Raw genomic sequence first — 24,237 nt, 5'->3', positions numbered from 1 at the left:
GCAAGAAATCCCTGTTACAATAAGTTATGTAACAATTGTGAAAAAGAGGTAACAGCTCAGTCCAGCCTGAGCTGTTACAAAAAGAGGGAGAGCCAACCATGAATGCAGTGGAGACAACAGGACTGGGAAAAATCTACGGCCGGGGCGAAAATGCGGTAAGGGCGCTGCAAGATGTAACCTTCAGCGTAAAACAGGGGGAATTTGCCGCGCTGTGCGGTACGTCCGGCTCCGGAAAAACAACGCTTTTAAATCTGCTGGGCGGCCTGGATACGCCCACGGAAGGGAATATTATCATCCGCGGCCATTCCCTGGCGGGTATGTCTTCTGCGCGCAGGACGGTTTTCCGCAGGAGGAATATCGGTTTTGTTTTCCAGAACTACAGCCTGATGCCGGTGCTGAACGTGTATGATAATGTGGCTCTTCCTTTAAGCTTTGATAAAGGGAGGCATATGGATCATGCCTATATCCGGGAACTGCTGGAGGGACTGGGTCTGTGGGAAAAAAGGATGAAGCTTCCGGAGGAGCTTTCCGGCGGGCAGCAGCAGCGGGCTGCAATCGCCAGGGCTCTGGCAAACAGGCCGGCGGTCCTGCTTGCGGATGAGCCCACGGGAAATCTGGATTCCGCCACAGCGGCGGATGTGATAGGCCTTCTGAAGGCAAGCTCCCGGAAATATTCCCAGACGGTGCTTATGGTCACCCACAATGAGGTGATCGCCCAGTCCTGTAACCGGATCTTCAGAATAGAAGACGGCAGACTGTGCCCGGAAGGAGGGATGCTCCTGTGAAAACCATATGCGCCTTCGTCCGGCAGAATATGAGCTATTATAAAAGGGATACCGCGGCCTGCCTTGCCGCCGTTATTTTTGTGGCCGCCCTGCTTTCCGGGACAGGCTCCCTTCTGTACAGCAGCCGTATGGGAAATCTGGAAAACAACCGGCTTATTTACGGCGACTGGAATTATTATACGTTAAAAACCGGGCCTTTGATGCAGGAGCTGCGGGAAGGAGGGCGGCATCCGGATTACGATATTGTTTCCTATGGCTGCGTGGAAATGAAAAAGGTGCTCACTCAGCCCGGCCGGATCACCCTTCTGTATGGAGATGAAAATTACCGGAGCATGCTTCACCGCGAACTGCTGGAGGGCGTCTACCCCCAAGACAGAAACCAGGTGGCAATGGATCGTTATACCCTGCGTAATCTGGGGATTACAGGCGGCCCGGGCACACAGGTGGAGCTGGACGGCAGAACCTATACCCTTACGGGGATTCTGAGGGACAGATGGGCAGCATCCGTGGGAACGATGGAAGCCTTTGTAAGCGAGGACACGCCGGAGGAAACGGGCCGTGCCTTTGTGTTCCTGAAATTCGGGGAAGAAAGAAGGCTGCACTCTCAGTGGGAGGCCTTCTGCGCCCGGTTTGGCCTGCAGCCCGGGCAGATGGGTGAAAATGAGCCTGTCAACCGCTATCTTGGCGGCTCCCAGAAAGCTTCCCTGAAAACGCTTTGGAAGGAAGCCTTTGTGGATCGGGATGCGGATATTACTTATCTGCTTCTGCAATTAAAAAAGCAGTCAGACCCGGCAGGCGGAGGGATCCTTCTGCTCCTTGGCTTTTTCGGCGCCTTTGTTTTATATAGTGTATTCCGTATATCCATACAGAAGCGCCTGCCTCAATATGGCATACTCCGATCCATCGGCGTGGGAGACACCGGAATCTTCCGAATTATTTTCACAGAGCTGGCCGCTTTCCTGCTGCTGGGCTGGATTCCAGGCTTCATTCTGGGCAATCTGGCGGTAAAATCCCTTTATTCCCGGTTCAATACGGTTTTTCTCAGCAAGGGAATGGGAGTTTCCCAGGAAGCGCTTTCCCTCCCGGCAGCAGAGGAACTGCTGCAGCGTACCGCCTCCGCCGCGCGGACCTTTCATGTAAGTCTGTGGACTTCGGCCTCCTGCCTGCTGTCCCTGCTCATTCTTTTACTGCTTATCACCCTCATTTTTATCAGAAGGATACACCGGCAGGAGGCCGTGGAGCTGCGCAGGGAAAACCGCAGCATAAAATATGCCCGGACAACCTGCGCCCTCCGGAATAAAAGCCCGGCCCGCGCGCTTGTTTCCAGACTTCTATATCCGGGAAGGGCGGCATTTTTCAGCCTGCTTGTGTCCCTCGCCATGGGCGGCGTGATTTTCCTGTGCACCGATTATGTGATTATAAACACCAGGCTGCACGATGAACGCGCCCTGAAATCTGACGACGGACTGGGCGCCGGCTATCAGGTGCTCCTGGAGACAGGAGAGCGGATGAACAGCATACCGGAGGAAACCGCCCGGAGCATTGCGGACCTTCCGGGCGTGGAAAGGGTTCACACCGTAAGCGGCCTTCCCTGCCAGATCCTTTTTGCGCCAGGGGAATTCCTGTGGCAGGACTACTTTACGGAAGTCAACAGAGAATATCAGACGTTCTGCCACGGCATATCGGAGAAAACAGAAGACGGCGGCGTTGCGGTCAAATGCAATCTCCTCGGCTATGACGACGATCTGCTCGCCCAGCTGGAAGCTTTCCTTCTGGAAGGGAAAATCGATCCCGGCCAGATGAAGGAAAAAAATACAGTGATTTTGACAGCGATTATGGACGGACAGGGAAATTACGACAGCACCACAAAAAAAGCAGGGGATACCATCCTGCTGAAGGTTCCCAGCGGACAGGCTCCCCTTTCCCAATGCCGCAGCTTCCCGGAAAACCTGGAATATGAAACCAGGGAATTTACCATAGCCGCCATTGTCAGCCGCTCCCTGACCAAAGACCCCAATCTTTATACAGCCAATACCACGGATATCACCTACAGTATCCTTATGACCACACAACAGCTGCAGGAAAATTTTGCTGTCCGCGGCAGCAGCGTGCTGAGCATCATTAAAGAAGAAAAAGCAAAAGCCGCTCCCACGGCCGATTCCATCCGGGAAAAAATCGCCGCCCTGCCTGACTGTGTCCTCAAAGACTACACCCGGGCAATCGAACAAAAGGAACTGTACCTGCGCCAGAAAATGTTCTATTTTTATGCGCTCGCCCTGCTTTTTTTCCTGGCCGGCCTGCTGCACACCGGAAACAGCCTCAGCCACCTTATTTTTTCCAGAAGACATGAAATAGGCATCATCCGTGCCATGGGAATTTCAGACAGAAGACTCCTTACCCTCATCGCCAAAGAAGCCCTCCGCTATGCCCTCCTTTCCTCCCTCCTCATGCTAACGGCCACCGCCGCCGCCACCCGGGCCGCCTCCTATATCCTCAGCCACATTTACCTCTACCTCTCCGCCAAGGCCCCGGTCCCACCTTCCGCCATTACCGCAGCCCTCCTCATCAACCTCGCCGCCGCGCTGCTTGCCGTCACCCTCCCCACCCTCCACGCCCTCAAAACCCCCATACTCACCCAAATCAACCGCCAGAGGAATACCCCGTAACAACGCGGGGCATTCCTCTGGCACTCTTATTCACATTCATTTATCTACGTTTGATTATCTACGTCAATTCGCACCAGAAATTTTCCTTCCTAAATTCCTTTTCCTTCTCACAGCATCGTATCACCCTCCCTTTTCTATACATATTTCACAGAAAAATCACAGTTCCACCAACATTTTTACACATTTTGGGAATACATTTATTTTTAGAGTTGCCGTGCTGCGGCCGTGATGCTTTCCTGCGGGGCTGCGTTTCCGTGGGGGCGTTTCCGGGGGCTTTGGCCTGGCATGCTGGATCCGGCTGGGGCGGCGGGGGTTTTTCCGGATCCCTCTATGCCATGGAGATGAGACTGAAAATTGTGGAAGGCTTTCCTGACACAATTTTTGCCCCAGGCTCATCGCAATGCCCGGCATAACGGGATCCGGAAAAACCCCCGCCGCCCCAGTCGGATCCAGCATGCCAGGCCAAAGCCCCCGGAAACGCCCCCACGGAAACGCAGCCCCGCAGGAAAGCATCACGGCCTCACCCCACCGGCACCCAAAAATAATAGGAGGACAAAAAGATGATAGAAGTCAGTCATCTGGTGAAAAAATACGGCAGCCACTATGCTGTCAACGACCTTTCTTTCCGTGTGGAAAAGGGCCAGATCTATGGATTCCTGGGCCCCAACGGCGCGGGAAAATCGACTACGATGAATATTATTACCGGCTATCTGGCCCCCACCGCAGGCGAGGTAAAGATAAACGGCCATGATATGATGAAGGAGCCGGAGGAGGCCAAACGCTGCATCGGCTACCTGCCGGAAATGCCCCCTGTTTATCCTGATATGACGGTGGGAGAATACCTGCGTTTTGCAGCGCAGCTGAAACGGATTCCTTCCGGGAAACGGGAGGAGAGCATAGAAGAGGTCATGAAAATGACCCGTATCCTGGATATGAAGGACCGTCTGATACGCAACCTGTCCAAGGGCTATAAACAGAGGGTGGGGCTTTCCCAGGCGCTGCTTGGCTCGCCGGAGGTCATTATTCTGGATGAGCCTACCGTTGGCCTGGATCCCAAGCAGATTATTGAAATCCGCGATCTGATTAAAAGCCTGAAGGATAAGCATACGGTCATTTTAAGCTCCCATATCCTGTCCGAGGTCAGCGCGATCTGCGACCAGATCCTGATTATTTCCAAAGGCAGCCTGGCGGCCTGTGATACGCCGGAAGGGCTTACCAGGCTGATAACGGGTGAGGAGGAGCTGGAAATTACCGTAAAGGGCACCCCGGAGGAGCTACAGTCCGTTCTTGACGGCCTGGAAGAGATTGAGGGCAGCAGCCTGGAAAAAATATCGGAAACGCAGACAAAAGCGGTCATTAAAACAGGGGAGGACTGCGATATACGGGAAAAACTTTTTTATCTGCTTGCAGATGCGCGCCTGCCTCTAATGGATATGCATGTTACCGCCAAGTCCCTGGAGGATATTTTCCTGGAACTGACGGATTCGGAAAAAAATACCGGGGAAAAAGCCGGAGAAGCAGGCAGCAGGAAAAAGCTGCGCCTGGGACGTAAAAAAGAAGAAGCGGCAGAAGCGGAAGAATCAGAAGAAGCGCAGGAGGGTACGGACAATGACAGCGATTTATAAAAGAGAATTGAAAGCTTATTTCTGTTCCATGACAGGCTGGCTGTTCCTGGCGGCCAATATTTTCCTGTCAGGCCTGTACTTTTTTGCCCTGAACCTGCGTTTCGGATATTCCAGCATGGCGAACACGGTGTACAGCATTCTTTTTCTGCTGCTGATAACCGTTCCGCTTCTGACGATGCGCATGATGTCTGAGGAACGCAGACAGAAAACGGATCAGCTGATCCTTACCTCCCCGGTATCCGTGGGAAAAGTGGTGCTTGGGAAATATCTGGCGGCGGCCACGATTTTTACCATATCCACCCTTGTGATAGCGGTGTACCCGCTGATTCTTTCCCGGTTCGGGACGGTATCCTTCGGAGAAAGCTATACGGCGCTGCTGGCTTATTATCTGTACGGCTTAAGCTGCATTGCCATCGGCTTATTCATCTCTTCCGTGACGGAAAGCCAGGTCATCGCTGCGGTTCTGAGTTTCGGGGCGCTGTTTTTGGGATATATGATGAACAGCATTACCGGCCTGATTTCTTCCACAGGGAATCTGCTTACCAGAATACTGAATATATATGATATGACCAGCCGCCTGGAAAATATGATGCAGGGGACGCTGGAGCTGAAATCGGTGCTTTACTTTATTACGTTTACCGTGATATTCCTCTTTCTCACGGTTCAATCGGTACAGAAGAGACGTTATCAGGTTTCCGTAAAAAGCCTGCAGATGGGGGCCTACAGCACAGGGATGATCGCCATAGTGCTGGTGGCGGCAGTATTTTTAAATCTGGCGGCAGGAGAGCTGCCGGCCCGTTTTACCTCCATTGACATGACGGCGGAAAAACTTTATTCTCTCACGGATACGTCGGAAGAGCTTGCAAGGAATCTGTCGGAGGATGTGACAATCTACATACTGCAGTCTGAAGAAAAGCAGGATACCACCCTGAAGCAGACGCTGGATCGGTATACGGACCTTTCCGGACATATCAGGGTGGAGTATAAGGATCCGGTGGTAAACCCGAATTTTTATAAAGACTACACGGATGGCAATATCAGCATGAATTCCCTCATTGTGGTCAGTGACAAGCGGTTCAAGGTAATCAATTACAGCGATATTTATGAAACGCAGGTAGATTATACCACCTACAGCAGCACGGTGACGGGTTATGACGGAGAAGGACAGATCACAAGCGCCCTGGCCTATGTGACCAGCGACGACATGCCTGTGCTGTATACGCTGGAGGGGCAGGATGAGCTTACGCTTTCCACCGCATTCCAGAATGGGCTGACAAAGCAGAATGCAGCGCTTCAATCCATCAATCTCCTTACCCTGGAGAGCGTGCCGGAGGATGCCCAGGGAGTGCTGATTATGGCGCCTGTCAGCGATATTTCGTCCGATGATGCGGATAAGCTGATTGCCTATCTGGATAAAGGCGGGAAGATTTTGATGACCACCTCCTATGTGGATGATTTTGCCGCATCCATGCCGAACCTGCAGAAGGTTCTTGATTACTTCGGGCTGTCCGTGGTAAACGGGCTTGTGCTGGAGGGAGATTCCTCCATGTGCTACCAGCAGCCCACCTACCTGCTGCCGGAGGTAGCTTATGATTCCCTCACAAACGGCGTAGCAGGCAAAAAATATATTTTCATGCCTTATGCCCAGGGCATTACATCGCAGGAGACGGAGGGTGTGAGCATAACCCCTCTGCTTACCACCTCAGCGTCCTCCTATTCTAAGACTGATATCAATCAGGCGCAGACGGTAAATATGGAAGACGGCGACGCGGCAGGCCCCTTTGACGTGGGCGTTCATGCGGAAAAGACACTGGAGGAAGGCACAGCGCAGCTGACGCTGTTTACCTCGGAAAATCTGTTTACGGACAATGCAAACACCATGGTGGCGGATGCCAACCTGACGCTGTTTACCAATGTTGTGGCCTCCATGTCCGACAGTGAGGTGAGCGTATCCGTTCCCGTGAAATCCTATGAAGCCTCTGTAATCACGGTGAATGACGGCACGGCCTTTACCATCGGTTCCGTTCTGATGCTGTTCCTGCCTCTGGGGCTGATTATCGCAGGTATTTTTGTATGGGCCGGAAGGAGGAAACGCTGATGAAAAAGAAAAGAATCCAGCTGATTGTTCTGATTATTATCTGCCTGCTCAGCATAGGCGCCTATTTTCTCGTCAAGCATCTTGATTTAAGCGAAACAGAGGAAACGGCGCCGGAAGCTGCTGTGGTTACGGATTTTTCTTCCGGGGAGGTAAAGTCACTTTCCGCAACAGGAGCCCATACCCTGAATTTTGTGAAGGAGGATGACACCTGGTACAATGCGGACGACCGGGAAATGAATCTGGATCAGACAGAGATCAGCGCGCTTATAAACAATATCGATCATATCACCACGGATACAGTGGTGGAAACTCCGGAAAATCTGGCGGAATACGGGCTGGATAATCCGGCAGGTACAATAACCGCCGTCCTGGAAAACGGATCCAGCGTAATTCTTCATGTGGGAAACAAGAATGATATTACCGGGGATTACTATGTCCGCTTGGAAGGAAATTCCCAGGTTTATGCGGTAAGCTCCTATATCGTTACCGCCTTTGACAGGGAACCGGCAGATTTTATTGAGGAGACGCCTGAAACGACAGAAGAAAGCACGGAAGCCCCTGCTGAAACCGGAACGGAAACGCCGGCTGAGAGCGGTGAAGAAACAGCCTCCGCTGAAAATTAAAAATACAGGCTGCAAAGAGCATTTGTCCGTCCGTCACAGCTCCGGCTTTGGCGGGCGGACGTTTTTTGAAGCTATAAAGCTGCCGGTGTTATGGCGCTGTACAAAAATGAATACTTGTCTTCAGAAAGTATACAGGAGGAAAAAATTGGGTTATAATGTTGCTGACTAAAAAGCTCTCTGCGGGAGAGGGATACACAGGAAAAACAAGCAGGAGGAAACGTGATGAATACGACAGAATTAAGACCCGGCATTTATGCGGTAGGCGTGGTGGACTGGAATGTGCGCAGCTTTCATGGCTATACGACCGACAGAGGCGCCACCTATAACGCCTATCTCATCATTGATGAGAAAATCGCCCTGATAGACACGGTGAAAGAGCCCTTTGCCCAGGAGCTTCTTGAGCGTATCAGGGAAATCGTAGATCCGGAAAAGATTGACTATCTGATATCCAACCATGTGGAAATGGATCATTCCGGAGCAATCCCGGCGGTAATGGCAAAGGCGACCCATGCAGTGATTGTCACAAGCGCTCCCAGCGGATACAACGGACTGAAGCTGCATTACGGCGACAGCTATGAATATATGCCGGTAAAGGCGGGAGATATCCTGAGCCTTGGCAGGCATACGCTGCAGTTTGTGCCTACGCCCATGCTTCACTGGCCCGATAATATGGTTACCTACTGCCCGGAGGAAAAGATCCTGTTCTCCAACGATGCCTTCGGCCAGCATTATTCCAGCAGCAGGCGTTATGATGATGAAGTGGATATGGCAGAGGTAATGGCGGAGGCGGAGAAATATTATGCCAACATACTCATGCCCTACGGCATGCAGATGAAGAAAACCATTCCGGTGATTGAGGGGCTGGATATCAGCCTGATCGCACCAAGCCACGGCGTGATGTGGAGAAGCCATATCGGGGACATTGTGAATGCCTATAAGCATTTCAGCGATGATACGCCGGATCATAAGGCAGTGGTGGTATTTGATTCCATGTGGCATTCCACGGAGAAGATGGCGAGAGCCGTTCTTGAGGGCTTTGCAATGAAGGGAGTGCCGGTAAAGCTGTATGACCTCAAGGTTGATCACATTTCCGATATTATGACGGATGTGCTGAAGGCGGAATATGTTGTGGTAGGCTCCCCTACGATCAATAACCAGATGCTTCCCACGGTGGCATCCTTCCTCTGTTATATGAAAGGACTTGCCCCTAAAAATAAAAAAGCATTTGCCTTCGGTTCCTATGGCTGGGGAGGACAGAGCGCCGGCCTTGTCAATGACGGACTGGAAGCATGTAAATTCCAGATTGTCATGGAACCGGTAAAGGTGCAGTACATTCCTTCGGAAGCATTTTTGAAGGAGCTGTCCGAAAAGGTTGCAGCTCTTGACTGAGGCCGTACGCAGCGGATGCTGCCGATGCAGCATTCGCTGCATCGGCAGTGTTATTTACGGCGCTGCATCAGCTTCATTATCTGATTCATTTTCATCAGTTCCTCTGGGGTGCTGTATTTTTTTATCGCTTCGATAATTACCGTCATTTCCTCCTGTGTGAAGGTGATGTTTGCCGAACGGCTTCTCTGGGCGAGAGCCATGAGAAAAGGCATCAGCTCCTTCTGGGAGAGCGTCTTGCTTTCAAACACCATTTTCTGAAGAAAATCCAGCTTATCAACTGGAATATCCTTTAGTGAAGGTTCCCGCATCCATTCCGGTTTATCTGCGGAATTACCCGAACCCATATAATCTGCCATAATTATTGCTCCCTTTCCGGCGGGCTGTCCTGCATATCAGTATTGCCTGTGGAAGCCGCCTCTGTGTTAAAATCCGACTGAAACATCTGGAACATGGACTGCTGGTCCGGTGAAAGCATTCCCATGAGCATATCCATGGGGTTCATGCCTCCGGCGGAAAACGGGTTGTTCCCGGCTTTTTCTCCGTCCTGTCCGGACTCCGGTGCAGAATCCTTTCCGTCTGCGGCACCAGCGGCGCCGTCTGTATCATTCGTACCCATTCCCTGAAAAAGATCCATATACTGTTTCATTTCCTCATACATCTGCATAGCATTCTGTATGGACTGGAACTGCTCCAGCATGGAACGGACCTGGGGTGAGCAGTAATTTTTTATTTTATCACAGATGTCAATTAAGGAAAAAGGAAGGGCTTCCTCCCGGAAGGTTTCCGGATGTGTGCGGGCAAAACGGAGAGTATAATCGAATTCCATGAATTTGATCATGACGGCCAGCCCTCTGCGGCTGTCTGGATTACAGTAAGGCAGAAGGATTTTCATTATCTGTATTTGGTTGGTCGTATACAGAGCATCAAATGTCTGTAAAAAATCTTTATCATGTTTCTCCATATCCCGGTCCTTCTTCCTTTCATAGAAATACTATGTCGGCGCCGGAAACATAAGAACATAAAAATAGGCTCTGAACCAGAGCCTATTTTCATGTATGCGCCGGGGAGAGGCGCGGTTACATTAGCAGAATCCGTTTCCGCCACAGCAGCAAAGCAGGATCAGAATCCAAATCCAGCTTCCACAGCCAGAGTTATTGCCGCCGCATCCGCATCCGCAGGAATCGCCGCAGCCGCCGCCGAATCCGTTGCCGCCGCAGCAGCAAAGCAGGATCAGGATCCAAATCCAGCTTCCGCATCCGCTGTTTCCGCCGCTTACGCCGCATCCACAGTTGTTGTTCCCGCAGTTACTTCCACATCCACAGCCGGTGTTGCTGCCGCCACAACCGGTATTGCCGCCGCATCCGCAGCCGCTTGCTGTTAAATCACTCATGTTTGTTTGCCTCCAAATTGGTTTTTATGGTTTATACTATGCCGTACAGCATGTCAGTGTTTCCTGTGGTTTTGCCATTCTTTAAAATATTTTTTTATTCTTCTTTCAGACAGGGCTGTGCGTACCTGTCCGCCCGGGAGGGGGCCTGGGGCGTTTCCTTACCTTTGGAAACAGTCATTCACCGGAAGGGAAATCAGACATATTTTAATAGAAAAAGGAAGGTAACTGTGGCAACGAAACGGTTACAGAGAAAGAATAATGAGCGATGGACCGGGTTAGAAAACTGATACATGCGGAAAGAAAGGACGTATCCCCTTACACCGGGGCCGGGGTCACGGTGGCAATTCTGGATACGGGAATCGCCATGCACCCTGATTTTGCGGATCGGGTAATCGGCTTCCGGGATTTTGTGGGAACCAGCCGCAGACCTTATGACGATTGCGGACACGGAACCCATGTGGCGGGATGCCTGTGCGGAAGCGGCGCCTGCTCCGGCGGATTATATGCCGGTGTCGCACCCGGATGCCGGATTTTGTCGGGAAAGGTCCTGGATGAAAAGGGCGACGGTACCATTTCGAATATGGCGGCCGGAATTGAATGGATCCTGGATAACCAGGAGCTTTATCAAATAAAGATATTAAATATTTCTGTAAGCATGGAAGCGAAGCGTTCCATGGAAGCAAAGCATTCCATGGAAGCTAAACGTTCCATGGATGAGACGGAACATGTGAGAATGATGCAGTACCTGGTAGCCTGCCTGGAGAGGGTATGGGATGCCGGTATTTTTGTTGTTGTGGCAGCAGGCAACCGGGGACCGGCAGCGGGCAGTATTTCCCCGCTGGGGGCAAGCAGGAAGGTAGTTACGGTAGGCTGCCATGATGGAATTGCATGTCATGGAAGAAAAAACTCCTGTGAGGCATATTCAGGCAGAGGCCCTGCGGGAACGGAACTGAAAAAACCGGATATCGTGGCGCCGGGAACGGATATCATGTCCTGCAGCGCCGGGTTCCGGCAGACGGTGCGGGGCTGCAGGGACGCCTATATCGTAAAAAACGGCACCTCCATGTCCACGCCCCTGGTGGCCGGAGCTGCCGCGCTGTGTCTCCAGAAATATCCGGAATACTCCAACGAACAGATAAAACGCCGGATTCTCTGGTCCGCCGCGGATCTGGGAGAGGCGTGGAGCAAACAGGGCTGGGGGATGCTGGATGTGGAGAGAGCCCTCCGGTAGATGAGATATACAGGATATGGAATATAACCATGTTTTATCAGGCAGATCATTTTGCCTCCCGATGCGGGACGCTGTCCGGCAGCAGGAGGCGGGCGGGTCTGTTTTTTTCTGCCGGACGGCTGAAGCCATAATATTTTTTTCAAATCCCAAGAAAAATATTGACACGAAATGTATAATTGTATACAATTATACATGGATTAAGGGATAATGTATAAGACAGACCCTGTTGGGATACATAAGAGTAAGCCAGGCCGTGTGCCGGCGCGCCTGACAGGCCTGAGAAAAGGAGAAACACATGAATATGAATGAAACTTTTTCCAACCGCCCGGTAACAATGAATGAGAAAAACAACCTTCTTGAAATCGAAGAGCATATGTACATACTGGACGATGTCAAGAAACCTAATGTTTTCAGAAATATGTTTCCGTATTCGGAAATTCCGAAGATTCCCTTTAACGACAGGATTGTGCCCCATAACATGCCGAAGGATATCTGGATTACGGATACCACCTTCCGTGACGGACAGCAGTCCCGTGCGCCTTATACCACAGAACAGATTGTGACGATTTATGATTACCTGCACAGGCTGGGAGGGCCCAATGGCATGGTCCGCGCCTGTGAATTCTTCCTTTACAGCAAGAAGGACAGGGATGCCGTATATAAATGTATGGAGAGAGGATATCAGTTTCCTGAAGTAACCAGCTGGATCCGGGCCAGCAAGGAGGATTTCAGGCTGGTCAAGGAAATCGGCATGAAGGAAACGGGAATTCTGGTTAGCTGCTCAGACTACCATATTTTCATGAAGCTGAAAATGACAAGAAGACAGGCCATGGACCATTATCTGAGCGTCATCAGGGAGTGCCTTGAGGAAGGTATCAGCCCCAGATGCCATCTGGAGGATATTACCAGAGCTGATATTTACGGATATGTGGTTCCCTTCTGCGTGGAGCTGATGAAGCTGATGGAAGAATATAAGATCCCGATCAAAATCCGTGCCTGCGATACTATGGGCTACGGCGTGAATTATCCCGGCGCCGTAATCCCCAGGAGCGTGCCCGGAATCATTTATGCGATCCATACCCATGCAGGCGTGCCCCACTCCCTGATTGAGTGGCACGGACACAATGATTTTTACAAGGCGGTCGCCAATTCCACCACAGCATGGCTGTATGGCTGCTCCGGGGTAAACGCCTCTTTGTTCGGTATCGGGGAGCGTACCGGAAACACGCCTCTGGAGGCCATGGTTTTCGAATATGCACAGCTTAAGGGTGACCTGAACGGTATGGATACCACGGTAATTACAGAGCTTGCGGAGTATTACGAGAAGGAAATCGGCTATCATATTCCGGAGAGGACCCCCTTTGTAGGAAAGAATTTTAATGTGACCAGGGCAGGGATTCATGCGGACGGCCTCTTGAAAAATGAGGAGATTTATAATATATTTGATACGGAGAAGTTTTTGAACAGGCCTGTCATCTGTGCGGTATCCAACACATCCGGACTTGCGGGCATTGCTCACTGGATCAATACCTATTTCCGTCTGAAGGAAGATGAGCAGGTGAGCAAAACCTCCGAGCTGGTACATGAAGTAAAGAAATGGGTGGATGAGGAATATGCCGGCGGACGTGTTACCGTTCTGACGGATGCGGAACTCATAAAAGTAATTGATGACGCCTGCGAAAAACTTGGCATCAGCCTGAAAGGCGGCCAGAGTAAGGCGGCAGGAAAGCTGGACAGGTAAGTATGAGCGATAGAGATGTAAAGAGTGAGGTCACGGATAAATATTCCCTGCGGGGACGTGTCTTTCACAAGCTCCGGGACGACATCCTGAATGGAAAATACAAGGAAAATGAAGAACTGCGGGAGGCGGCCATCGGTGAGGAGATGGGCGTCAGCCGCACGCCGGTCAGAGAAGCCTTCAGACAGCTGGAGCTGGAGGGGCTTCTGCAGATCGTACCCAATAAAGGGGCCTATGTTACCGGCATTACGGTGAAGGATGTGAAGGATATTTACGCCATCCGTTCCCTGCTGGAGGGACTGTGCGCCAGATGGGCCACGGAGAACATCAGCCGGGAGCAGATGGAGGAGATGGAGGAAAATATCTATCTCTCCGAATTCCATGCCGGAAAGGGCCATGCCCAGCAGCTGGCGGAGCTGGATAACCAGTTCCACGAAATCCTTTATGCGGCTTCCAACAGCAAAATGCTGGAGCATGTGCTGCGGGAATTCCATGAATATGTATTGCGCGTCAGGAGAAAGACGCTCTCGGACGATGCCCGGGGCGTACAGTCCAATGCGGAGCACCGCCAGATTATGGAGGCGATCAGACAGAGGGATGCCGATCTGGCGGAACAGCTGGCCAATGCCCATATCCGCAAGGCCTACCGGAACATGGTAAAGAGCGGGTTATATGAGGCTTATGAAGAAACCGAGTCTGCGGACGGCAAGCAGGCGGAACAGGAGAATTAAAATATGAATAAAATCGAAATGAAGACTCCCCTGGTGGAGATGGACGGCGATGAAATGACCAGAATTCTGTGGCAGATGATCAAGGAGGAGCTGATTCTTCCTTTTGTGGATCTGAAAACAGAATATTACGATCTGGGACTGGAACACCGGAATGAAACCAACGATCAGGTTACCGTAGATTCCGCCGAAGCCACAAAGAAATACGGCGTTGCCGTAAAGTGCGCAACCATCACTCCCAATGCGGCCCGTATGGATGAATATAAGCTGAAGGAAATGTGGAAAAGCCCCAACGGAACCATCCGTTCCATTCTGGACGGCACCGTATTCAGGGCGCCCATCGTTGTAAAGGGAATTGAACCCTGTGTCAGGAACTGGGAAAAGCCCATCACCATCGCCCGCCATGCCTACGGCGATGTATATAAAAACGTGGAAATGAAAATCGAAGGCGCCGGTAAGGCCGAGCTTGTTTTCACCGATAAGGACGGGAAGGAATCCAGGGAAACCATACATGATTTCAAGGATGCCGGCATCATCCAGGGCATACATAACACAAAGGCTTCCATCACCAGCTTTGCCCGCGCCTGCTTCCAGTATGCGGTAAGCACAAAGCAGGATCTGTGGTTTGGAAGCAAGGACACCATTTCCAAAAAATACGACCATACCTTCAAGGATATTTTCCAGGAGGTATATGAAGCGGAATTTAAAGAAAAATTTGAAGCGTTTGGGCTGGAATATTTCTACAGCCTGATCGATGATATCGTAGCCCGTATCATGAAAGCAAAGGGCGGCTTCATCTGGGCCTGCAAGAACTATGACGGCGACGTGATGAGCGATATGGTTTCCTCCGCCTTTGGATCCCTGGCCATGATGACCTCCGTACTGGTATCCCCGGACGGCATTTACGAATATGAAGCCGCCCACGGAACCGTACAGAGACATTATTACAAATATCTGAAGGGAGAAGAGACCTCTACCAACCCGGTGGCCACCATCTTCGCATGGACCGGCGCACTGAGAAAACGAGGCGAGCTGGATGGGATTTCCGATCTCTGCGATTTCGCGGACAGGCTGGAAAAGGCAACCCTTTCCACCATTGAAAGCGGCGTTATGACAAAAGATCTGGCCCTGATTACCTCCCTGAAGGAAGTGACTGCGCTGAACAGCAGGGACTTTATCGGAGCTATCAGAAAACAGCTGGAGGCATAGCGGTCCTGCGCCGGAGCGCTTCCTGGAAACGATCGGCAGGCGGTTTTTGAAAATAATGTGCAGGCAGTTTGTGAAAACAGAAGCTTGATTCCTTACGGAAATAGTGTTACAGTATTACGTGCTGATACTAATGAAAGTAAGGGGCACAGGAAAAATGAAAAAATTGATACAACAGATATTAAAGTTCGGCGTAGTAGGATTTCTCTGCTTTTTTATCGACTACGGCATCATGGTGGCTCTCACGGAGCTTTGCGGCATACCGTCGGTAATTTCCAGCGGAATCTCCTTTTCAGTATCGGTAATTGTAAATTATATTCTGAGCATTACCATGGTATTTGATGCTGACAAGGATGCGAATAAGGTAAAGCAGTTTGTTGTTTTCCTCATTCTCAGCATCATTGGCTTAGGCATCAACCAGTTGATAATGTGGGGAGGCACCTCCTGGCTGGATCAGTACATGGAACGCTCCTACATGCTTGTTAAAATCGTGGCGACGGCTGTGGTTATGGTATATAATTTCATTACCAGAAAGATTTTCATCGAGAAAAAACCGGAGAAATAATAGTTACGGAAAAGAAGGACAGCACACGGGACGGCTCAATAAAACAGTATAAGTTGTTTTCGGGAAACGGCGTAGCTTCAAGCTATGCCGTTTCTCCGTTTTGTGTGACGTGCAGTGATTGTTGGTTTTTCTGCGGGAAAACGGGAATGCCTTGATGTGATATCCTCATTCCTGTATAATTAAATCAGCGCGGAATGTGGGAGGTTATCATATGAAACAGCTTAAAACAGCCGTAATCGTGATAGATATGCAGGCAGATTATATTGGAGAAAAGAGCAAAAATAAATATTATCCCCATACGCTTATTGATAAAATCAACGATAGGATAGCCGCGGCCGTAAATCATAATGAGAGTATCATCTATGTAAAAAAAGTAGGGAAACGTAACAAAGAATCTTATATTTCAGATTTTGTGGAGGGCTTATCTGTTATTTTGCCGTTGACTTATATCGGGATAAAAAGCAAGGAACGTTTTTCTGAAACAAGAGAAAAACTGCTGAAAGCGAATGTGCAGATAATTGAGCCACAGGAGGGAAAATGTTTAGGATAGGAGAGTTTTCAAAGCTAACACAAGTAACGATAAGGATGTTAAGATACTATGATGAAATGGGGCTTTTGAAGCCGTCAAAGATTGACCCGCGGACAAACTATCGAATGTACTCTGTAGAGCAAATCCCTACTTTGAATAAGATTATCTATCTGCGCGACAGTGGATTTAATGTTGCAGAAATCGCAATCGCGCTTAACAATGGGGAAGATAACTTTATTGCAGAACAGCTTGATAAAAAACACGAAGAAATTGAACTGGCGATACAAATAGAAAAAGAAAAGCTACGAAAGATTGAGCTTGCTAAAAAAGAACTTCACGGCAGTAAAAATGAAATGCACTATAATGTTTCAATAAAATCCATATCGTCCTGTCAAGTTTTGTCTATAAGACGTGTTATTCCCACTTATTATGCAGAGGGCGAATTATGGAGAGAGTTATCCTCTTTTGCAGCGCAAAATCGTGTAACCATATCAAGCGACACATTTTCCATTTACCACGACGCAGAGTATAAAGAGCAAGATGTTGATGTGGAGTTGTGTACGGCGGTGAAGAAAATTGGTAAGAACATTGGTGAATTTACATACCGAATTACCGAGCCAATACCAATAATGGCCTGTACAATGGTATACGGTGAATTTTCTAATATCGCAGGAGCATATTTAGCTTTTGCGGAATGGCTGCAAAAGAACAGCCAATATCGAATGAAAGGTGCAACCCGTCAAATCGTACACCGTGGGCCGTGGAATGAAAATGACCCGAAAAAGTATTTGATTGAAATTCAAATCCCGTTGGAAAGGGATAACTAAAAGTCTTGCAATTTTAGTCTTGCAATTTTGCAAGGCTTTTTCTTTTTCCATATTGACTCTCACATGATGTGAGGGGGTATACTGCACTTGAAAATAACAATCAAGGAGGAAAACAGCATGATGAATTTTGAGGTATACCCTATCGGAAGAATCCAAAACAACGAAAACGGCACGGTTATTGAAATCGCGCCAAAGTACATCCCTGCTATGAAAGCGTTGGAGGGCTTTAGCCACATCAATGTCATTTGGTGGTTTAGCGACTCTGATAACAATGACGCAAGGAACACGCTTGACGCACCGAAACCGTATAAAAATGCCCCTGATACAATGGGCATTTTCGCCACAAGGTCGCCTATCCGCCCTAATCCGATTGCCCTGACCGCAGTAGAAGTAATACACATTGATTATCAAAAGGGGCTTATCCAGATTGCGTATATTGACGCTAACGACAATACGCCCGTTTTGGATATTAAACCTTATACGCCGAGCCTTGACCGTGTAGAAACGCCGGGTGTGCCGGAGTGGTGCAGTCACTGGCCGAAAAGTTTAGAGCAATCCGCTTATTTTGCATGGGAAGATGAATTTAATTTCTGATACCCCTTAACCGCCCAACGAATAATAAAAAAACCGTTGTTGTGGCGACAGGATAGCTATGCGCCTAAACAAAATACGGTAGCCAAACGACGGTTTTGCTTTGCACCCTGTATGGCAGCTACCCGTTTCAGTGTTTGTGATACTGTCTTATGAGTAGCTGCCTCAACAGGCTGTCCTTTTTTGCGTATCATGTATTTGGGGATTTGTTTCTGCTTTGCCAGCTATATTTTAACTGTTCTTCCAGAATATTTTTCAGCGCAGTGTATTCAGAGGAATGATTACCCTTGCGTATTTTATCTGTGGAAAGCAGCCGATTTAACTGAAACATAGAAATCAAAGCCCTTTCCGGCGCATATGATACAAAAAAGGCTACAGGATACGAATATGCAGATTTATGTTGTAAAACAGGGGGATACTGTCGATACCATTGCCGGAGAATACGGTGTTTCCGTTGAGGATATCATTTACGATAATCAGATTCCCTATCCCTACCGCCTGGCAGTGGGCATGGCGCTGCTTTTGCGGATAACGGGAGAGGAGGGTGCCGGCCTGTACGATGCATATGTGAACGGCTATGCCTATCCGTTTATCAGCAACTATGTGCTCAACCAGACCCTGCCATACCTGTCCTCCTTATCCATTTTTTCTTATGGGTTTACTACGGAAGGGAACCTTATTCCCCCGGCGATTGATGAAAGCTTCATGATTCAGGCGGCGCTCCTGGAGGACGTGGCTCCCATCCTGACCCTGACGCCCTTCGGGGCGGACGGCATGTTTAATAATTACCTGATTTCCGTCCTGGTCAATAACCAGCCGGTCAGGGATACCCTGATTGCACAGCTGCTGTTTACCATGGAACAGAAAGGCTATCAGGGAGTGGATATCGATTTTGAATACATCCTTCCTGAAGACCGGGACGCTTTCACCGCCTTTGTGGCGGAAACGAGGGCGGCGGCCAATGCGGAAGGCTACACCCTTTCTGTCGCGCTCGCGCCCAAGATATCCGATACCCAGACCGGGCTTCTCTATGAAGGAAAGGACTACGAGGGACTGGGAAGAGCGGCGGACAGCGTACTCCTCATGACCTACGAATGGGGGTATACCTACGGTCCGCCGATGGCCGTTGCGCCCCTCAACAAAGTGATCGAGGTGGTGGAATACGCCATAACAAAAATCCCTCCCGAAAAAATCGATCTGGGCATACCCAATTATGGCTACGACTGGACCCTCCCCTACATAAGAGGCGAGAGCAAAGCAGATACCATCGGCAACATAGAAGCCGTCCAGATAGCCATTGAAAACAATGCTGAAATCCTTTTTGACAGCACTGCCATGTCCCCATGGTTCCGCTATACAAGGGACGGGGTGGAACACGAGGTCTGGTTTGAGGATGTCCGCAGCCTGCGCGAAAAATTCCGCCTGGTAAAAAGCTATGGCCTGAGAGGCATGGGCTACTGGCAGATCATGCAGCTTTTCCGGGCCAACTGGCTTCTTCTCGCAGATACCTTTTCCATACAAAAAAGGCCTGCCGGTTAATCCGACAGGCTTTCCCATTCCTCCATTTTAAGCAGAAGCTCTTCCTCAACCTGCTCCTTTTCCCTGGCTAGCGCCTGCAGCCTGGCAACATCCGTGCATACCTCGGGCCGCAGCATTTCCGCATCGATTTCCTGGCTGCGGGTTTCCAGACGTTCGATTTGCTCCTCACACCTTTTCAGGGCGTTTTCCTTCTTCCGCAAAGCGGCCTGCGCTTCCTTCTGCGACTGCCAGTCCTGCTTCAGGCTGGAAGAAGCGGCAGAGGAGGCTTCGGATTTTATCCCGCCGGCAGCAGGAGGGAAGGCTCCGCCGGTCCCTGAAGAAAGCACTGTATTTTCCGCCTTCTTCTCCAGATAGTAATCATAATTCCCAAGATACCCGGTAAACCCGCCGTTGCAGAGCTCCAGAATCCGGGAAGCCGTGCGGTTGATAAAATAACGGTCATGGGACACATAAAGCACCGTGCCGCTGTAGCTGTTGATGGCGTCCTCCAGGATTTCCTTACTCATGATATCCAGATGGTTCGTAGGCTCATCCAGAATCAGGAAATTTGCTTCAGACAGCATCAGCTTGGCCAGAGACACACGTCCCCGTTCCCCGCCGGAAAGCATCTTAATCTGCTTGAACACATCGTCCCCGGTAAAAAGAAACGCTGCCAGAACATTCCTGATTTCCGTATTTGTGAGCGCGGGATACTCATCCGAGATTTCCTCAAACAACGTTTTGTCAGGATGCAGTACATGATGCTCCTGATCATAATATCCGATATGTACCTTTGTCCCCAGCCGGATATTCCCGGCATCCTGTTCCACAAGCCCGTTGATGATTTTTAAAATCGTGGTTTTCCCCGTCCCGTTGTCACCGATAACCGCCACATGCTCCCCGCGCTTTATGGAAAAAGACAGCCCTTCAAACAGCCGTTCCGGCCCGAACGCCTTTGCCAGATTTTCAACATCCAGCACATCGTTCCCGCTCATGATCCTGGGATGCAGCTCCATCCGCATATCCGCCCGCGTTTCCACCGGCTTGTCCAGCACCTCAATCTTCTGAAGCATCTTTTCCCGGCTTTCCGCCCTCCGGATGGATTTTTCACGGTTAAAGGAACGCAGCTTCTCGATTACCGCCTCCTGATGCCTGATTTCCTGCTGCTGATTCATGTAAGCATTCCACCGCGCCGCCCGGACCTGCTCCTTTTTCACTGCATAATCCGAATAATTCCCTGAAAAAACGGAAACCTCCGTACCGTCAAGCTCAATAATTTTCGTTGCGATCTTATCCAGGAAATACCGGTCATGGGACACGATCAAAACGGCCCCCTTATAATTCAGGAGATAGTTTTCCAGCCAGGCGATGGAAGACATGTCCAGATGGTTCGTAGGCTCATCCAGAATGATCAAATCCGGCTTGTCAAGCAGAAGCTTACCCAAAGCCACCCTTGTTTTCTGACCGCCCGACAACGTACAGGCCTTCTTGGAAAACTCCTCCTCCGTAAACCCGAGCCCCTTCAAAACTCCCACGATCTCGCTCCGGTAGCTGTACCCGTCCGCCAGCTCAAACTGATGCGTATAAAGCGCATACTGCTCCATCAAAGCAGCCAGCGCCTCCCCTTCCACATGCTTCATTTCCAGCTCACACTGCCGGATCCGCTCCTCCAGCGCGATCACATCCCGCTTCACCTCAAGAAGCTCATCATAGATCGTATGCTCACTGTCCACCTCAGCGTTCTGCGGAAGATACCCGAAGCTCTTATCCTTCCCGAAGACCACCTGCCCGCTGTCAGCCTCCAGCTCCCCCACAATAATCCGCAGCAAAGTAGTCTTCCCGGCCCCGTTAATCCCCACCACAGCCGCCTTCTCATAATCCTCTATATGAAAAGAACAATTCCTGAACACCTGCTTCTCATGAAAAGCCTTATTCACATTCTGACAAGATAAAACCATCCCAACTCACCTCTATAATTATTTTCTTTTTTGCCCTTAAATCCCTTTTCCCTTCCGCCCTGCTTAGCGTACCCCGCCTGACGTCCTGCGCCGTTCTCAGGCCCACCCACCCCACAAGTTTACCGTTGAAGGGACGGGCTGTCAATTCAAACCTATTTAATTCATTGACATTTTTTTAACATATGTCTATAATAATTAAGTAATGGGTTCAGCCGCAGGACAGGTCTGCGCATTTACTGCACAGACCATACAAAATGCGGCGCCTGGAAGCGGAAATCCGTCGCCAAAAGCAGGCCGGGATGGATTTTTGCCTGTAACTGCGGATACAAAGCAGTTACAATGGGCTTGGAAAAAAGAATGGAGGCGTAACAAATTGGATAAAGAAATTTCACAGGCAGTAATCGCGCGTCTTCCCAGATATTTCCGGTACCTTGGTGAACTGAAGGACAGTGGCGTGGAACGCATTTCCTCTCAGGAGCTGAGCAGGCTGATGCATGTTACCGCATCCCAGATCCGGCAGGATTTCAATAATTTCGGAGGCTTCGGACAACAGGGGTATGGCTATAACGTGGAGTATCTGTATACCGAGATCGGCAAGATACTCGGATTGGATAAAAAGCATCATCTGATAATCATTGGTGCGGGCAATCTTGGCCAGGCGCTGGCTAATTATATGAATTTTGAGCGCCGCGGCTTCATTTTTACAGGCGTATTTGATATCAATGAAAAGCTGCACGGAAAGATGATCCGCGGGATGAAGGTCCGCCCCATGGAAGAAATGCAGGAATTTGTCAGGGAAAACAATATTGATATCGCGGTGCTTACCATACCGAAGGAAGGCGCGGCCGCCGCAGCTGAAAAGCTGGTGGGAATGGGAATCAAGGCCATATGGAATTTCGCCCATGTGGATTTGGATGTGCCTGACAGCGTACAGGTGGAAAACGTACACCTGTCAGACAGCCTCATCAAGCTGTCCTATATGATAAATCAATATGAAAACGAGTTGGAAGAGAAAGAAAAGAACGCTTCCGGTGAGGCGTAAAGACAGGCTTGTATAAAGGGTGCCGTGTTCCCGGACGGGAATGCGGCAGTCTGGTAAATGCGTCAGGGCAGCAGGCTCAGGACGCATTTTTGCATGATTTGGGAATTCGGAAGCTGCGGTTTGCGGGGAGATAAAAATGGAATATCTGGTTACCTCGGCGGAAATGAAACGCTGTGATGGAAATACAATAGAACATTTCGGCATGCCTTCCATGGTGCTGATGGAAAGGGCGGCGCTGGCCTGTGCGGAAGAACTGATTGCACGGGATAAGAAGCTGAAGGAAGCGATGCGCCCCTTTGGGCCAGTGCCTCCTGCCAACAGAACGCTGGTAGCCGCAGGCACCGGCAATAACGGCGGCGACGGGCTGGCCATAGGCAGGCTGCTGAGCCAGGCGGGCTTTCCGGTGGATTTTGTACTGCTGGGCAAGGAAGAAAAGTGTTCCGCGGAAACGGCGGCCCAGCTTAAAATTCTTGAAAACTATGGATACCGGGTCATGCGCAAACTTCCGGAACGGGAATATGATATTATCATAGACTCGATTTTTGGCATTGGACTGACAAGGCCTGTGGAAGGCAGCTTCGCGGAGGCGGTGGAATATATCAACGCACAGGACGCCTATGTCCTTTCCGTAGATATCCCTTCCGGCATCCATGGGGATACCGGGGAGGTGATGGGCTGCGCCGTACAGGCGGATGTAACGGTAACCTTTGAATTCCGCAAGCTGGGACTTGTTTTATATCCGGGCGCCCGGTATGCGGGAAAGGTGATCTGCGCCGATATCGGAATTACACAGGAAGGCTTTCTGGGAGAGTATCCCCGGATTTTTACCTGGAACAAAGAAGACAGGGGATTCCTGCCGGTAAGGCTCCAGGAAGGAAATAAGGGCACCTTCGGTAAGGTGCTCCTGATCGCGGGAAGCCGGGGAATGGCGGGCGCCTGCGAGCTGTCTGCAGCGGCCGTGTTAAAAAGCGGCGCAGGCATGGTGCGGGCGGTGACGCCGGAAAGCAACCGTGTTATTATGCAGACCGCACTGCCGGAAGCCATGCTCACCACCTATGAGGAATGGACGCCGCAGGCGGAAGAAAAGCTGAGAGAGGCCTGTGCCTGGGCGAATGTAATCGCTATCGGCCCGGGGTTTGGAAAAAGCCCGGAAGCACTGCGGATACTGGAGGCGGTGCTAAAGCAGACGATGCAGCCTCTGATAATAGACGCGGACGCGCTGAATCTGCTGGCGGAACACAGAGAGCTTCTGGATGAGCTGATACAAAGGCAGCAGGAGCCGGAAACAAGGCGTGAACTGATCCTTACGCCGCATCCGGGAGAATTCGGCAGGCTTGCGGAAAAGAAAACGGATGAAATCCAAAAAGAAGCGGCTGCGCTGACCCTGGAATGGGCAGCCAGGCTGCAGGCCGCATTTGTCTGTAAGGGCGCACGCACGCTGGTGGGAAGCCCGGAGGGAAGGCTGTATATGAATCTTACCGGCAACAGCGGTATGGCCACGGCGGGCAGCGGCGACGTGCTCACCGGCATTCTGGCCGGACTTTCCGCCCAGGGAATGCATGCCTTTGATGCCGCCTGTGCGGGAGTGTATCTGCATGGTATGGCAGGAGACCGGGCCGCGCATAAAAAAAGCGAATACGGCGTCACTGCCGGCGATTTGACCCTGGAACTGGAATCCCTGTTTCCGGAGCTTTTAAAGAAAACGCCGTAAAGAAAACACTGTAAATA

Annotated in this window: 21 protein-coding genes; 17 read left to right on the top strand and 4 right to left on the bottom strand. The window is 50.4% G+C overall.

All coding sequences use genetic code 11. From position 1 onward, the window contains the following. The first annotated feature begins 98 nt into the window (after positions 1-98). The 6 genes from DXC51_RS18225 (at position 99) to DXC51_RS18190 (ending at position 9,186) form a co-directional block, all read left to right on the top strand. Entirely contained in the window at positions 99-785 is a 687-nt protein-coding gene (locus DXC51_RS18225; protein ID WP_117545111.1) for an ABC transporter ATP-binding protein, read from the top strand. Continuing rightward, the gene (locus DXC51_RS18220; RefSeq protein ID WP_117545110.1) at positions 782-3,451 is read left to right on the top strand and encodes an ABC transporter permease; all 2,670 of its coding nucleotides are present in this window, start codon (positions 782-784) and stop codon (positions 3,449-3,451) included. The genes DXC51_RS18225 and DXC51_RS18220 overlap by 4 nt, the downstream gene beginning before the upstream one ends. 560 nt (positions 3,452-4,011) lie before the next feature. Continuing rightward, entirely contained in the window at positions 4,012-5,076 is a 1,065-nt protein-coding gene (locus DXC51_RS18210; protein ID WP_117545108.1) for an ABC transporter ATP-binding protein, read from the top strand. Next, positions 5,060-7,174, top strand: a complete 2,115-nt coding sequence (locus DXC51_RS18205; RefSeq protein ID WP_117545107.1) for an ABC transporter permease — start codon at positions 5,060-5,062, stop codon at positions 7,172-7,174. Before DXC51_RS18210 ends, DXC51_RS18205 begins: the two co-directional genes overlap by 17 nt. After that, positions 7,174-7,797, top strand: coding sequence for a DUF4340 domain-containing protein (locus tag DXC51_RS18200; protein WP_181970135.1), 624 nt, complete (start codon positions 7,174-7,176; stop codon positions 7,795-7,797). Before DXC51_RS18205 ends, DXC51_RS18200 begins: the two co-directional genes overlap by 1 nt. Before the next feature lie 222 nt (positions 7,798-8,019). Then, complete coding sequence (locus DXC51_RS18190; protein WP_117545104.1) at positions 8,020-9,186, top strand: FprA family A-type flavoprotein; 1,167 nt, start codon at positions 8,020-8,022, stop codon at positions 9,184-9,186. 50 nt (positions 9,187-9,236) lie between these two features. Here DXC51_RS18190 and DXC51_RS18185 read toward each other — a convergent pair whose 3' ends face one another. The 3 genes from DXC51_RS18185 to DXC51_RS18175 all read right to left on the bottom strand — a co-directional run bounded on the left by DXC51_RS18185 (position 9,237) and on the right by DXC51_RS18175 (position 10,576). After that, entirely contained in the window at positions 9,237-9,542 is a 306-nt protein-coding gene (locus DXC51_RS18185; protein ID WP_021636750.1) for a hypothetical protein, read from the bottom strand. Between the two features lie 2 nt (positions 9,543-9,544). Further along, entirely contained in the window at positions 9,545-10,147 is a 603-nt protein-coding gene (locus DXC51_RS18180) for a hypothetical protein (protein ID WP_102288730.1), read from the bottom strand. 120 nt (positions 10,148-10,267) lie between these two features. Next, complete coding sequence (locus DXC51_RS18175) at positions 10,268-10,576, bottom strand: hypothetical protein (RefSeq protein WP_025490118.1); 309 nt, start codon at positions 10,574-10,576, stop codon at positions 10,268-10,270. Positions 10,577-10,841: 265 nt separating this feature from the next. On the opposite strand from DXC51_RS18175, the gene DXC51_RS18170 reads away from it, so the two are divergent. From DXC51_RS18170 to DXC51_RS18130, 9 genes are all read left to right on the top strand, one after another. Beyond that, positions 10,842-11,807, top strand: coding sequence for a S8 family peptidase (locus DXC51_RS18170; RefSeq protein WP_117545103.1), 966 nt, complete (start codon positions 10,842-10,844; stop codon positions 11,805-11,807). A gap of 295 nt (positions 11,808-12,102) precedes the next feature. Beyond that, entirely contained in the window at positions 12,103-13,548 is a 1,446-nt protein-coding gene (locus DXC51_RS18165; RefSeq protein ID WP_021636744.1) for a hydroxymethylglutaryl-CoA lyase-like TIM-barrel protein, read from the top strand. A gap of 2 nt (positions 13,549-13,550) precedes the next feature. Next, the gene (locus tag DXC51_RS18160; protein ID WP_021636743.1) at positions 13,551-14,276 is read left to right on the top strand and encodes a GntR family transcriptional regulator; all 726 of its coding nucleotides are present in this window, start codon (positions 13,551-13,553) and stop codon (positions 14,274-14,276) included. 3 nt (positions 14,277-14,279) lie between these two features. Then, the gene (locus DXC51_RS18155) at positions 14,280-15,482 is read left to right on the top strand and encodes an NADP-dependent isocitrate dehydrogenase (RefSeq protein ID WP_117545102.1); all 1,203 of its coding nucleotides are present in this window, start codon (positions 14,280-14,282) and stop codon (positions 15,480-15,482) included. A 154-nt stretch (positions 15,483-15,636) separates the two neighbouring features. After that, entirely contained in the window at positions 15,637-16,044 is a 408-nt protein-coding gene (locus DXC51_RS18150; RefSeq protein ID WP_025490115.1) for a GtrA family protein, read from the top strand. A 211-nt stretch (positions 16,045-16,255) separates the two neighbouring features. Then, complete coding sequence (locus tag DXC51_RS18145) at positions 16,256-16,594, top strand: cysteine hydrolase family protein (protein ID WP_117545101.1); 339 nt, start codon at positions 16,256-16,258, stop codon at positions 16,592-16,594. Next, entirely contained in the window at positions 16,582-17,400 is an 819-nt protein-coding gene (locus tag DXC51_RS18140; RefSeq protein ID WP_117545100.1) for a MerR family transcriptional regulator, read from the top strand. Before DXC51_RS18145 ends, DXC51_RS18140 begins: the two co-directional genes overlap by 13 nt. Positions 17,401-17,517: 117 nt before the next feature. Beyond that, on the top strand, positions 17,518-17,994 hold the full coding sequence (gene tsaA / locus DXC51_RS18135) for a tRNA (N6-threonylcarbamoyladenosine(37)-N6)-methyltransferase TrmO (protein ID WP_035322078.1): 477 nt from the start codon (positions 17,518-17,520) through the stop codon (positions 17,992-17,994). A 384-nt stretch (positions 17,995-18,378) separates the two neighbouring features. Beyond that, positions 18,379-19,530, top strand: coding sequence for a glycosyl hydrolase family 18 protein (locus tag DXC51_RS18130; protein WP_117545099.1), 1,152 nt, complete (start codon positions 18,379-18,381; stop codon positions 19,528-19,530). On the opposite strand, the gene abc-f is transcribed toward DXC51_RS18130, so the two are convergent. Then, entirely contained in the window at positions 19,527-21,467 is a 1,941-nt protein-coding gene (abc-f, locus tag DXC51_RS18125) for a ribosomal protection-like ABC-F family protein (protein ID WP_117545098.1), read from the bottom strand. The two genes, DXC51_RS18130 and abc-f, sit on opposite strands and share 4 nt — an antisense overlap. Before the next feature lie 373 nt (positions 21,468-21,840). On the opposite strand from abc-f, the gene DXC51_RS18120 reads away from it, so the two are divergent. After that, positions 21,841-22,509: a redox-sensing transcriptional repressor Rex gene (locus DXC51_RS18120; protein WP_025490110.1), complete on the top strand. Its 669-nt coding sequence runs from the start codon at positions 21,841-21,843 to the stop codon at positions 22,507-22,509. Positions 22,510-22,645: 136 nt separating this feature from the next. After that, positions 22,646-24,220 (top strand): NAD(P)H-hydrate dehydratase, encoded by a 1,575-nt coding sequence (locus DXC51_RS18115; protein ID WP_102288735.1) that lies wholly within the window; start codon positions 22,646-22,648, stop codon positions 24,218-24,220. Positions 24,221-24,237 lie beyond the last annotated feature (17 nt).

This window comes from Eisenbergiella massiliensis, assembly GCF_003435485.1.
This window is presented reverse-complemented; position numbering and strand designations above follow the sequence as displayed.